Consider the following 12,719-nt stretch of genomic DNA (forward strand, 5'->3'; position numbering starts at 1 on the left):
CCTACACCCCTTCGGTCAGGTCCCTGACCTCTGCGTACCGTGCGCGGATCGACGGCGTCGGATCGGCCTCGTAGGTGCGGGCGGGCGCCGACTCCCATTGCGGCGGCTCGGGAGTCTGCGCCAACGCCCATGCAGCTTGGCGGGCGGCGCCGTCCGCGACGTACTCGCCCGGCTCCGGAACCACTACGGGCATACCGAGAATGGCAGGCGCCAGCTCACGCAGTGCTGCCGACTTGGCACCGCCGCCGACGAGCAGGACTCGCGTGGTCTCGATTCCGGCATCCCGGAGTGCGTCGATGCCGTCGGCGAGCCCGCACAGCAGGCCCTCGACGGCTGCGCGGGCCAGGTGACCCGGCGTCGAATTACCCAGGCGCAGACCGTGAACGGCCCCGGACGCGGCCGGCCGGTTGGGAGTCCGCTCGCCTTCGAGGTACGGAACGAGAACGAGGCCGTCACTCGGCGTCGCCAATGCGAGCCGGGACAGTTCTGCATGGTCGACGCCCAGCAGCGACGCCGTCGCGTCGAGCACTCTGGCTGCGTTCAACGTGCAGACCAACGGCAGCTGACGTCCGGTCGCGTCGGCGAAACCGGCGATGATTCCCGACGGGTCGGCCGCGGCGACGTCGGTCACCGCCGAGACGACACCCGACGTGCCGACCGATACCACCACGTCGCCTGGGCGAGCAGCCAATCCGAGTGCGGCTGCCGCATTGTCACCGGTACCGGGACCGATCACCACACCGCCTGCCGTCTCGCCGATACGCTCGAACGGCGTTGCAACTCGGGGCAATCGGGGGGTGCGGCCGCGGAATCCCAGTTCCAGCAAATCGTGTCGGTACTGTCCGGTCGCCGCCGAGAAGTACCCGGTACCGCTGGCGTCGCCGCGGTCCGTGGCGAGCGCGTCCAGACCCGGGGCGCCGGCAAGCTGCCAACTCAGCCAGTCGTGCGGAAGACACACCGCTGCAGTGCGATCTGCGTTCTCCGGTTCGTTGTCCGCAAGCCACCGAAGCTTCGTCACCGTGATCGACGCCAGCGGAACCACGCCGACCGCGTCGGCCCACCCCTGCGCGCCCAACTCGTTCACCAGGTCGGCACCCGACGGCGCCGACCGTGTGTCGTTCCACAGAAGGGCAGGCCGAACGACGTCGCCCGACGAGTCCAGACAGACCATCCCGTGCTGCTGAGCGCCGACGGACACGGCGTCGACGTCCTCCAGTCCACCCGCGTCGGCGACAGCGGTGTCGAGCGCCTTCTTCCATTCGGCCGGGTCGATTTCGGTTCCGGACGGGTGCGACGCCCGCCCACTACGAACGAGCTCTCCCGAATCCGCATCGCGTACAAAGACTTTGCACGATTGAGTGGACGAGTCGATACCTGCGACGAGAGCCAAGATCGAAGATCCTTCCAGCGCGAGAAACGGTTCAGTCGACTCTACCGGCCCGGACGAACGACGCAGCCGATTCCGTAGGTAGGAGTTCTCGACACTCGCGAAACTGGGATACCTTCGTCAGCTATGCGTGACACCGAGGACTCCGAGGCCTTTCGTCTGACCGTGGCGAAGGCCGCACTCGACCTGTTCTCCGTCCGCGGATACGACGCCACCTCGGTGGACGACATCGCCGAGGCGTCGGGCATCTCGCGTCGTACGTTCTTCCGTCAGTTCAAAGGCAAGGACGACGTCATCTTCGTCGACCACGAGATCCTCCTCGCTCAGGCCGCCGCGTTCCTCGACGCCGAACACGACGATCCCTGGGTTGCCGTCTGCGACGCCGCCCAGCTCGTCTTCGATCGTTTCACCGACTGGAAGGAGTACGCCCGACTCCGCTACCAGGTGGTTCACCAGAATCCGGCGCTCCGCGACCGAGAGATCGTGACCGTGTTCAAGTACGAGCGATTGTTCGTCGACTACCTGCGCAGCGCCGCCCCCGACCACTCGCACCTCGAAACGATCCAGTTCTGCGCGACGGTCACAGCCACCCACAACTACGTACTCCGGCGCATGATTCGCGACGGCATCGACACCGCGCCCGGCGACCTGCGCGCCGCCTTGAGCACGGTGCGCGAGGGATACGGGTCCTCGGCAAGAGGGGCAGGCACCGACTCTGCCGACTCCGAGGGCCGATCCGACGACGTCGTGGTGGCCGTGTTCCGGCGGGGAACATCGACCGAGGCCGTCGTCGACGCACTCGGGGAGCACCTGGACGGGTGACATCTCGGCTTGTCGGGCGAGCGGAACCTGGCACCCAGTGCCAGGAAACCTTGCTCGAATGTCCAAGTCTGCCGTAGTCTCGACTCATACGTGGCACTGAGTGCCTACCGATCTATGCCGTAGGAGTTGCACCATGGCCGGTAATCCGGACTTCGACCTCTTCCGCCTTCCGGAGGAGCACGACGAGCTGCGCGCAGCCATCCGCGCGCTGTCCGAGAAGGAAATCGCCCCGCACGCGAAGGCGGTCGACGAGGATTCTCGCTTCCCGGAGGAGGCGCTGACGGCTCTCAACAACTCCGGCTTCAACGCCATCCACGTCCCCGAGGAATACGAAGGCCAGGGAGCGGACTCGGTTGCCACCTGCATTGTTATCGAAGAGGTCGCCCGCGTCTGCGGTTCCTCGTCGCTGATCCCCGCAGTGAACAAGCTCGGCACCATGGGCCTGATCCTCAACGGCTCCGACGAGCTGAAGAAGCAGGTCCTGCCGTCGCTCGCCGGCGGCGCCATGGCGTCCTACGCCCTGTCCGAGCGTGAGGCGGGTTCCGACGCCGCCAGCATGCGGACTCGCGCCGCAGCCGACGGTGACGACTGGATCCTCAACGGATCGAAGTGTTGGATCACCAACGGCGGCAAGTCCGACTGGTACACAGTCATGGCCGTCACCGACCCCGACAAGGGCGCCAACGGCATCAGCTCGTTCATCGTGCACAAGGACGACGAGGGCTTCGTCGTCGGCCCGAAGGAGAAGAAGCTCGGCATCAAGGGATCGCCGACGGCGGAGCTCTACTTCGAGAACTGCAAGATCCCCGGCGACCGCATCATCGGCGAGCCCGGCACCGGCTTCAAGACTGCGCTGCAGACTCTCGATCACACGCGTCCCACGATCGGCGCTCAGGCTGTCGGCCTCGCACAGGGTGCACTCGACGCTGCGATCGAATACACGAAGGACCGCAAGCAGTTCGGCCAGTCCATCTCGAGCTTCCAGGCCGTGCAGTTCATGCTGGCCGACATGGCGATGAAGGTCGAAGCAGCGCGCCTCATGGTCTACACCTCGGCTGCCCGCGCCGAGCGCGGCGAGAAGAACCTCGGATTCATCTCCGCCGCATCGAAGTGCTTCGCGTCCGACGTCGCGATGGAGGTCACCACCGACGCCGTTCAGCTGTTCGGCGGCGCCGGATACACCACCGACTTCCCGGTCGAACGCATGATGCGCGACGCCAAGATCACGCAGATCTACGAGGGCACCAACCAGATCCAGCGTGTCGTCATGTCCCGGGCGCTGCTGAAATGAGCACCATCGAACTGGTAGGAGTCATCGGCGGCGGCACCATGGGTGCCGGTATCGCCGAGGTCGCTGCGCGTGCGGGCTCGTCGGTCATCGTTCTCGAGACCAGCCAGGCAGCCGCCGACGCAGCCGAGGCACGCCTGGACAAGTCCTTCGCTCGCGCAGTCAAATCCGGACGCATCGAGGCCGACGCAGCCGAGAAAGCCCGTGCGGCAATCTCGTTGACGCTGGACATCGAGGACTTCGCGGACCGTGACCTGGTCGTCGAAGCCGCACCGGAGATCGAGTCGCTCAAGCTGGAGCTGTTCGGCAAGCTCGATTCCATCGTCAAGCCCGAGGGCATCCTCGCGACCAACACGTCGTCGATCCCGGTCATCAAGATGGCGAACGCCACGAAGCGGCCGGGCCAGGTCGTCGGCGTGCACTTCTTCAATCCCGTTCCGGTGCTCCCGCTCGTGGAGATCGTCGTGAGCCTGGTGACCAGCGAAGACACCGTCGCCGCCGTGACCGAGTACGCGGGGAACACGCTGGGCAAGAAGACGATTCGCTCCGGAGACCGGGCCGGGTTCATCGTCAACGCTCTGCTCATCCCGTACCTGGTGTCCGCGATCAGGATGTTCGAATCCGGCTTCGCCAGCGCCGAGGACATCGACGAGGGCATGGTCAACGGGTGCGCCCACCCGATGGGACCCTTGCGCCTGACCGATACGGTCGGTCTCGACGTCACCCTGGCCGTCGCGGAATCGCTGTACGCAGAGTTCGGCGAGACCCACTACGCACCGCCTCCGCTGCTTCGACGCAAGGTCGAAGCCGGGCAGCTCGGCCGCAAGACCGGTCAAGGCTTCTACACCTACTGATCCACCGCTCCAACGGGGCACGACTGCGCCACTGTGGCTTTCTGACAGCCCTGCACAACGCTCAGACGGTTGCTGTGGCGCAGTCATGCGTTTGCGACGCATGACTGCAGGGAAAGCAGCGGGAGTACTGAATCGAGACACCGGTTCGCATTCACACTCCACGTTTGGGAGACGCATTCACCGTGACGGACCAATACACATTCACCGATCCTGTGACGCAGTACCGTCAGGAGGGGTACCCCGAGCAGCATCAGGATCCGCCGGGTCTGGCCTCGGATCTGGAACCGAAGGCCGATCACGGCGAGGACACCTACCGTGGCACGAACAGGCTGGCGGGACGCAAAGCCCTTGTCACCGGTGCCGATTCGGGCATCGGACGCGCTGCGGCCATTGCCATCGCGCGTGAGGGCGCGGATGTCGTGCTCAACTATCTGCCGTCCGAGGAGAAGGATGCGCAGGAAGTCGCGCAGCTGATTCGCGACGCCGGACGCACTGCAGTACTCGCGCCTGCCGATCTGACCGACGAGCAGGGTGCCCGCGGGATAGTCCGGACAGCCGTCGAGGAACTGGGTGGGCTGGACCTGCTCGTCACGGTGGCTGGGAAGCAGCAGTTCGTCGAGGATCTGGCCGACCTGACCTCCGAGCAGTTCGATGCGACGTTCAAGACCAACGTCTACGCACTGTTCTGGACCATTCAGGAGGCTGTTCCGCACATGCCGCCGGGATCGACCATCGTCAACACCAGTTCCATCCAGGCGTACACCCCCTCGCCCGGCCTGGTGGATTACGCCACGACCAAGATGGCCATCAACACGATGAGCAAGGCCCTCGCGCAGCAGTTGGCGCCCAAGGGAATTCGAGTGAACGTTGTGGCGCCGGGCCCGTTCTGGACGCCGTTGCAGGCGTCGGGCGGGCAGCCGACGTCGGCTCTGCCGGAGTTCGGCAAGGAGACCCCGATCGGCCGCGCCGGTCAGCCCGCCGAACTCGCCGGGGCCTACGTCTACCTGTCGTCCGCGGAATCGGGCTACGTGACGGGTGAGACCCTCAACGTCAACGGCGGAATGCCGACGCCGTAGAGCGGAGGGGAGGTCTGCCGGGTAGGCAGACCTCCCACGGCCGCTAGTCCTTCGGGCCGCCGGCGGCGTAGACGACCTGACCGGAGATGAATCCTGCGCCCTCGCTCACGAAGAACGACGCGAGGTGTGCGATGTCGTCGGGGTTGCCGACTCGGTTGACCGGAATCTGTGACGCTGCAGCGGCTTTGAAGTCCTCGAACGGCACGCCGACGCGTTCGGCCGTGGCAGCCGTCATCTCGGTCTCGATGAAACCGGGAGCGATGGCGTTGGCGGTGACGCCGAACTTGCCGAGCTCGATGGCCAGGGTCTTGGTGAACCCTTGCATGCCTGCCTTGGCGGCCGAATAGTTGGCCTGCCCGCGGTTACCGAGAGCGGAGGTACTGGACAGGTTGACGATGCGACCCCACTTCGCGTCGATCATGTGCTTCTGAACTGCACGGGTCATCAGGAACGAACCACGCAGGTGCACGCCCAGTACGGAGTCCCAGTCCTCGACGGTCATCTTGAACAGCAGGTTGTCGCGCGTGATTCCGGCGTTGTTGATCAGCACGGTCGGTGCGCCGAACTCGGTGGCGATGCGGTCCACCGCGGTCTTGACCGACTCCTCGTCGGCGACGTTCGCACCGATGGCAACAGCCTGCCCGCCCGCAGACTGGATCGCTCCGACGGTATCGGAACATGCTGCCTCGTCGAGGTCGACGACGGCGACGCCGAATCCGTCCTTGGCCAGGCGTTTCGCTACCGCCGCGCCGATTCCCCGTGCTGCTCCGGTCACCACTGCGGTCTTGACTGCATCACTCACGTGCGTCTCCCTGAAGTTGCGATGGATGAAACCTCTGTCACCTGTTCTACCAACAACCGAGTGACCGCTCAGTAAGCGGCCACCGCGCCGTCGAGGGCCTGCTGCATACCGTCGGACACGGTGCGCGTGATGTGCAACGGCTTCTCCGGCAGATCGGTGATCGGAGTGTCGATGTACACGCTCGCCGATTTGAGCTTCTGCGGGTCGCCGTAGCTCAGCCCGATGCAGATCAGAACCGGCTCGACGCCGAGCGCACGAACGCGCGAGACGATGTGGCCGATGCCGCTGCCCACCTTCTGCACCTTCGTCGGATCCTCGAGGTTGCAGGTTCCTTCGGGGAAGATCGCCAAGTCGTCACCGCGTCGCACCCGCTCGGCACTGACGTCCATCATGCGGTTGCCTGCCGCGCTGACGGCCCGCATTCCGTGATTCTTCCCGCGGAACACCGGTATTCCGCCCATCATGTCGATCCGCCTGCGCTGCTTGGGTTCCTGGAACAGCTCGTCCTTGGCCAGCACCCGTGTCCGTCCGATGACCGGGCGCAGCGGCGACGCCCATGCCGTCGCGGCGACGGTGTACGGGTCCGTCTCCGACAGGTGGTTGACGGCAATGATCAGGCGCGTGTCGTCGTAGACGAGGCGACGCAGTTCCTCCCGCGCGCCCTCGGGGTAGCTCACGCGCGGCTTGAAGCGCCTTGCCAGCGTTGCGTAGGCCAATCTCGCGACCTGACGGTTCTGCTGGTGGCGCAGATAGAAGTCGTAAACAGTGGTGTCGTTCTCCAGAATTACCGCGGGTCGATCCATGGAGGGAAGCTTAGCTACCCGAAGATCGGAAACCGACGCTTCGTCGCGAGGTCGTCCATTCCGCTCTGGATGAGCGCGCGCACTTCCTCGTATTTCGCGTCGACGTAGTCCTCGTCCTCGCACCGCGTCGGGTCGTGGTCGACGGTGATCGCCGGCATGAACCTGGTGCGGATCTTCGCCGGAAGCGGAATCTGAGGGAGCGCCGCGGGGGCGATGATCCACGGCAGAGACAGTGCTATCGGGAACACCTTGAGCCGTGCGATCCGGTCGAGTCCCAGCACTCGCGCGAGCCTGTCACCTCGAACGAGCACGGGCATCGCGTCGGCCCCGCCGACCGTCGCGACCGGGACGATCGGAACGCCCATGCGGATCGCCATCTTGACGAAACCCGTTCGCCCGCCGAGGGTTGCGACATCGCGTTCGCTCCACGGCCGCAGCGAGTCCACTTCGCCGCCCGGCCAGACGATGACGTCGCGGCCCTCGGCCAGGGCGGTCGCCATGGAGTCCGGGGCGGCCGGAAGCACACCCATCGCGCGAAACACCGTTCCGATGACGGGGAAAGCCATCAGCGCGTCGTGCGCTGTGCCGTGCAGAGTCCGCTTCTCGCCGAAGCGTCGCCACCACTGGGCACCGACAGTCCACGCGTCCCACACGAACGGTGCTCCGGTGTGAACTCCGACGACGAGCACCGGAGGGTCGGGGATGTTGTCCCATCCGTCGATCTCCATCCGGAACCATTTGTCGGTGACGAACCGCCAGAACCGCACCTGCCGATCCATCGCAGCCGTGTTCTGGTCGTCCAGGTCCCAGTCCCCCGCCCGTTCGGCGACGTATCCCCCCAATCCCCCTTCTTGCCGGTTGCGGCGGTGCTTCATCTTCACCCGTGCCGCCGCGGCCTGCCGCTGAGCTTGCTCCTGCAGTTCCTCACTCCGGTGATCTGCATCACTCATACCCGAACCGTACTCCACCTCGTCAAGAACTAATGTCCACACAAAACGCGGATCGGGAGGTTGTACCAACGGCCATCGCATGGGCGTCGTATCCCTACGCCGAGCACGTGGTCGTCGTGACCGGCGGCGGCTCGGGTATCGGCCGAGCCGTCGCTGTCGCGTTCCTGGAACAGGGTGCGACGGTATGCGTCCTCGGCCGGTCCGACGCCACACTGCGGGAGACCGTCGCCGGCTGGGGAGACCGAGCATCGGCGTGGGTCGTCGACGTGACGCAACGCGACGAGGTCGACCGCGTCGTGGCGAACATCGTTGCGCGACAAGGCCGAATCGACGTCGTCGTCAACAACGCGGGACTCAGCGAACCCACGGTCATCGACGACATCGACCACTCGGCGTGGGACCGGATGCGGGCGGTGAATCTCGACGCGCTCATCCACGTCGCACGAGCCACGGTTCCCCACCTCGAACGATCGGGAGGCAACTTGATCGCGATGTCGTCGGTCGCCGGCCTGGGCGGCGACTGGGGCCAGTTCGCGTACAACGCGACGAAGGGCGGCGTGAACACCTTGGTGCAGAGCCTCGCTCTGGATCTGGGACGACGTGGGATCAGGGTGAACGCCATCGCCCCCGCGTTCACGGCGACCCAACAGACGAAGTCCCGCCTCGACGACCCCACATTCCGCGGCGCACTGATGGACCGCATCGCCCTCGACCGCGTCGGCGAGCCGGAAGACATTGCGCGCGTGGCACTCTTCCTCGCCTCACCCGACGCCGCCTACATGACGGGCGTGATCGTCCCGGTCGACGGCGGCACCACTGCATCCGTCGGGACTCCCCGGCCGCCGGCCTGACGATCGACTCGTCCGCAATCGAGCACAGGTTGTGTGAACGATCTCCCAGCGGGTATCTCAGGCCCAGGCAACCCGAAGGGACTACTCGTCATGGCCAAGAACAAGACCGCGCCCGGTCCGCGTTGGATCAAGACCGCAGAGAACCGCACCGGAATCATCCTGGTGATGTCCGGCATCGTCGCTGCCGCGTTGTTCATCACCGCACTCGCAGGTGGCTTCGAGGGATGGGTATGGATCGCCGGTATCGCAACGATCGTGCTGGTGGCGTCCGGCGTCCTTCTACTACGCGCCGGCGCGAAGCGCGCCACGGCGGCTCGGCCCGTCCTCTACCATCCCGACTCTCCCGACGTGGTGCTCGACATCGATCCCGACACCGGTGAACGGACACCGCACAAGGACTGATTCACCCGAACGAACCACAGCGCCGTCCGCGAACCGCGGATGGCGTTGTGTGCTGTGTCCGGATGTCCCATCCACCGCCTCGACGAAACGGTCGAAAGTGTCGGAGATATTGTCTTAACATTCGCACATGGACTGGTGTAGTCTTCAAGCACCATAGTGACACAGCACACACGACGGCCTCGCACCCGACCGTCCCGAACCGAAGAAGGACACAACCAATGTCCGCATCCACCACGCCTGACCTGACTCCCGCACTCGCCCAGCGAGTACATCGGCATCACGTTGTCATCATCGGCTCCGGGTTCGGCGGTCTCTTCGCGGCGAAACAACTGCGCAAGGCCAACGTCGACGTCACGCTGATCGCGAAGACCACACACCACCTCTTCCAGCCACTGCTGTACCAGGTAGCCACCGGCATCCTCTCCGAAGGAGAGATCGCCCCCTCGACCCGCATGATCCTCAAGGACCAGCACAACGCCTCGGTCATCCTCGGCGAGGTCAACGCCATCGACCTCGAGAAGCGAGTCGTCACCTCCCAGTTCCTCGAGCGCATCACCGAAACCAGCTACGACAGCATCATCGTCGCCGCAGGCGCCGGCCAGTCCTACTTCGGCAACGACCACTTCGCCGAATACGCACCGGGCATGAAAACCATCGACGACGCCCTCGAGCTCCGCGGCCGCATCCTCGGAGCCTTCGACCAGGCCGAACTCGCCACGGACCCGGCCGAGATCGAGAAGCTGCTGACCTTCGTCGTCGTCGGCGCCGGACCTACCGGCGTCGAAATGGCAGGCCAGATCGCCGAACTCGCGAACAAGACCCTCGACGGCACCTTCCGGCACATCGACTCGCGATCAGCGAGGATCATCCTGCTCGACGCCGCACCCAAGGTTCTGCCCCCGTTCGCCGACTCCCTCGGTCAGGCGGCCGCGAAACGGCTCACCACGATGGGCGTCGACATCCAGCTCGGCGCGATGGTCACCGACCTCGACGCCAACGGCTTGACCGTCAAGGACAGTGACGGAACCGTCCGACGCATCGCCTCGCGCACCAAGGTCTGGTCTGCGGGTGTCGCCGCGAGCCCACTCGGCAAGACCCTCGCCGCACAGTCGGGCGCCGAGATCGACCGCGCAGGCCGCGTCCTGGTGAACAAGGACCTCACCCTCCCCGGCCACCCCGAAGTGTTCGTCGTCGGCGACATGATGGCACTGGACAAGCTCCCCGGCGTCGCACAGGTCGCGATCCAGGGCGGCCGCTACGCGGCACGCGTGATCGAAGACGGCGTCGAAGCAGTGCGCGCGGGCAAGCAGATACCCGAGCGCAAGGACTTCAAGTATTTCGACAAGGGCTCGATGGCGACGGTGTCCCGCTTCTCCGCCGTCGCGCAGGTCGGCCCCATCAAGATCACCGGCTTCATCGCCTGGGTCATGTGGCTGCTGGTGCACCTGCTCTACATCGTCGGCTTCCGCAGCCGCCTCACCACCGTCATCTCCTGGCTGACCGCGTTCTTCTCCCGCGGACGAGGCCAGCTCGCGATGACCGAGCAGCAAGTCGACGCCAGGCGCGCGATGTTCTACTTCACCGCACCGGAAACCCCAGGAAGCGACGCCCCGGTCACTGAACCGGAGCCAGAATCCGCCACGCGCCCACTGCAAGACAGCCGGACGTAACCAGCAGGAACAGGCCCACCCAGACGATTCCCGGTAGGAACGTCAGGCGAGCCAACTGATCGGCGTCGGAATCGCGTGCCCGTCCTCGACTGCGTGAGCGTTGCAGTTCGAGGACGGGCCGTGGTCCGGCGATCAGCAAGAACAGGGTGATGAAGTACGCGGCGGCCACCTGCTGCTCGCCGGTTCCCCACCAGGACACCGCGAACAGCGCCGCACCGACCACGACCAACGACAACGCTCCGTAGACGTTGCGGATCATCGACAGCATCAGTGCGATCGAGACGATTCCGATCCACAGCACCGCCGACGCGCGCTGCGTGCCCAGTACGAACGCCGCCCCGAGGCCGAGCAGCGACGGCCCGACATATCCCGCGAAGGTCATCGCGATGACCCCGAGGCCCGTCGGCTTGCCCTTCGAAATCGCGACGCCCGACGTATCCGAGTGCAATCGCAGTCCCACCAGTTGCCTGCCGGTGACCAGAGCAACGAACAGATGAGCACCCTCGTGGGCGATCGTCACGACATTGCGCGCAACCCTCCACGTCTGCGGAATCAACACGATCGCCAGAGCGACCAGCGCTGCTACTTGGACGATCCAGACGGGTGGATCAGGACTCACCGCGGAAATGCGGTCCCAGAATTCGGTCACTCTTCATTATGCGGCTCCGCCGCCAGTGACCCCCGCGTGCGGCTCCGCCGTCAGTGACCCCCGCGTGCGGCTCCGCCGCCAGTGACCCCCGCACGACCACAAAGACCTTTGTGTCCATTGGTTTCCTATGCGTGACGGCGATCACGACGGTGGGTCAAGATGAACGGGCGATGACGAACCGACCGAATCCGATGACGCGTAGACGCGCACTGACCGCTATGGCTTTGTTGCCGATAGCGCTGTCGGCCGGCTGCGCTCTGGCCGCGGACCCGCCGCCGTCGGATCTCCGCATGCTCATCCCCAACACTCCGGGCGGCGGATACGACGTCACCGCTCGCACGGTCGCACGCATCTGCGAGAACCACGAGCTGAGCGGGCCCATCGAGAAGTTCAACGTAGTCGGCGGCGGCGGATCGGTTGCGCTCGCGAGGGTGATGCGTGAAAGCGGAAACGTGTCGCTTCTCGGCATGGTCGGAGTCGGCGTGGTGGGTGCGGCACACGTAGACAGGTCACCGTGGGGTCTGTCGGACACGACGGCGCTCGCGCGGCTCGTCGACGAACCGGAAGCGCTCATCGTTCGATCGAGCGCGCCGCTGCAGACCGTCGAACAGTTCGTCGACCGTTGGCACGCCGACCCCGCCACTCTCACCGTCGGGGTCGGTTCGGCGGTCGGCGGTCCGGACTACGTCTTCGCGTTGGAACTGGCCCGAGCTGTCGGCCTCGACACCAGAGACCTCCACATCGTCGAATACGACGGTGCAGGGGATCTTCTGACGGCGGCGATCGACGGCAGTGTCGATGTCGCCATCGCGGGGGCCGGTGAGTACATCGACCAGATCAGCGCAGGGTCGCTCCGCGTGCTCGCTGCGTCGAATCCGTCCGGCGACACACCGACTCTCATCGATTCCGGCATCGATCTCGTGTTCACCAACTGGCGCGGGTTCGTTGCTCCACCGGACATCCCCGATCAAGTCCGCGCCGACCTGATCGACATGCTCGCCCGCATGCGCGATACCGACGATTGGCACCGCGCAACCGTCGAGCACGGCTGGATCGACTCGTTCCTCGCCGGTGACCGATTCTCCGAATTTCTTGCAGCCGAGGATGTTCGGATGAAGAGCACCCTCGGCGAACTGGGTGTGCCTCGGTAACGAGGAAACCCTGC

Annotated in this window: 13 protein-coding genes; 8 read left to right on the forward strand and 5 right to left on the reverse strand. The window is 65.5% G+C overall.

Annotated elements, in window-relative coordinates; genetic code table 11:
* Position 1: 1 nt before the first annotated feature.
* Entirely contained in the window at positions 2-1,390 is a 1,389-nt protein-coding gene (xylB, locus tag H292_RS0118655; RefSeq protein ID WP_020112380.1) for a xylulokinase, read from the reverse strand.
* A 123-nt stretch (positions 1,391-1,513) separates the two neighbouring features.
* Between xylB and H292_RS0118660 the strand changes: the two genes are divergently transcribed.
* The 4 genes from H292_RS0118660 to H292_RS0118675 all read left to right on the forward strand — a co-directional run bounded on the left by H292_RS0118660 (position 1,514) and on the right by H292_RS0118675 (position 5,427).
* The gene (locus tag H292_RS0118660) at positions 1,514-2,209 is read left to right on the forward strand and encodes a TetR family transcriptional regulator (RefSeq protein WP_020112381.1); all 696 of its coding nucleotides are present in this window, start codon (positions 1,514-1,516) and stop codon (positions 2,207-2,209) included.
* Between the two features lie 133 nt (positions 2,210-2,342).
* On the forward strand, positions 2,343-3,500 hold the full coding sequence (locus H292_RS0118665) for an acyl-CoA dehydrogenase (RefSeq protein WP_019666868.1): 1,158 nt from the start codon (positions 2,343-2,345) through the stop codon (positions 3,498-3,500).
* A gap of 5 nt (positions 3,501-3,505) precedes the next feature.
* A complete protein-coding gene (locus H292_RS0118670) occupies positions 3,506-4,351 on the forward strand; it encodes a 3-hydroxybutyryl-CoA dehydrogenase (protein ID WP_026348093.1) in 846 nt (281 codons plus the stop codon).
* A 164-nt stretch (positions 4,352-4,515) separates the two neighbouring features.
* Positions 4,516-5,427 carry an SDR family oxidoreductase gene (locus H292_RS0118675; protein ID WP_020112382.1) on the forward strand — a complete coding sequence of 304 codons (912 nt, stop codon included), beginning with the start codon at positions 4,516-4,518 and terminating at the stop codon, positions 5,425-5,427.
* Between the two features lie 43 nt (positions 5,428-5,470).
* Here the strand turns inward: H292_RS0118675 and fabG are convergent, their stop codons facing one another.
* The 3 genes from fabG to H292_RS0118690 form a co-directional block, all read right to left on the reverse strand.
* Positions 5,471-6,229, reverse strand: coding sequence for a 3-oxoacyl-ACP reductase FabG (gene fabG / locus H292_RS0118680; RefSeq protein ID WP_019666871.1), 759 nt, complete (start codon positions 6,227-6,229; stop codon positions 5,471-5,473).
* A gap of 68 nt (positions 6,230-6,297) precedes the next feature.
* Positions 6,298-7,032, reverse strand: a complete 735-nt coding sequence (locus tag H292_RS0118685; protein ID WP_019666872.1) for a 1-acyl-sn-glycerol-3-phosphate acyltransferase — start codon at positions 7,030-7,032, stop codon at positions 6,298-6,300.
* Between the two features lie 14 nt (positions 7,033-7,046).
* A complete protein-coding gene (locus H292_RS0118690) occupies positions 7,047-7,982 on the reverse strand; it encodes a lysophospholipid acyltransferase family protein (protein WP_027498919.1) in 936 nt (311 codons plus the stop codon).
* 32 nt (positions 7,983-8,014) lie between these two features.
* Here H292_RS0118690 and H292_RS0118695 point away from each other — a divergent pair, with 32 nt between their 5' ends.
* The 3 genes from H292_RS0118695 (at position 8,015) to H292_RS0118705 (ending at position 10,905) form a co-directional block, all read left to right on the forward strand.
* Positions 8,015-8,833, forward strand: a complete 819-nt coding sequence (locus H292_RS0118695; RefSeq protein ID WP_020112384.1) for an SDR family NAD(P)-dependent oxidoreductase — start codon at positions 8,015-8,017, stop codon at positions 8,831-8,833.
* A 90-nt stretch (positions 8,834-8,923) separates the two neighbouring features.
* Positions 8,924-9,235, forward strand: coding sequence for a hypothetical protein (locus tag H292_RS0118700; protein WP_230594019.1), 312 nt, complete (start codon positions 8,924-8,926; stop codon positions 9,233-9,235).
* Between the two features lie 218 nt (positions 9,236-9,453).
* Positions 9,454-10,905 carry an NAD(P)/FAD-dependent oxidoreductase gene (locus H292_RS0118705; RefSeq protein WP_020112385.1) on the forward strand — a complete coding sequence of 484 codons (1,452 nt, stop codon included), beginning with the start codon at positions 9,454-9,456 and terminating at the stop codon, positions 10,903-10,905.
* On the opposite strand, the gene H292_RS0118710 is transcribed toward H292_RS0118705, so the two are convergent.
* A complete protein-coding gene (locus H292_RS0118710; RefSeq protein ID WP_020112386.1) occupies positions 10,850-11,554 on the reverse strand; it encodes a M50 family metallopeptidase in 705 nt (234 codons plus the stop codon). The two genes, H292_RS0118705 and H292_RS0118710, sit on opposite strands and share 56 nt — an antisense overlap.
* Before the next feature lie 170 nt (positions 11,555-11,724).
* Here H292_RS0118710 and H292_RS0118715 point away from each other — a divergent pair, with 170 nt between their 5' ends.
* On the forward strand, positions 11,725-12,705 hold the full coding sequence (locus tag H292_RS0118715) for a Bug family tripartite tricarboxylate transporter substrate binding protein (RefSeq protein WP_141216231.1): 981 nt from the start codon (positions 11,725-11,727) through the stop codon (positions 12,703-12,705).
* The last annotated feature ends 14 nt before the right edge of the window (positions 12,706-12,719 follow it).

It is taken from the genome of Rhodococcus sp. 114MFTsu3.1 (assembly GCF_000383555.1).
GTDB lineage: Bacteria > Actinomycetota > Actinomycetes > Mycobacteriales > Mycobacteriaceae > Rhodococcoides > Rhodococcoides fascians_E.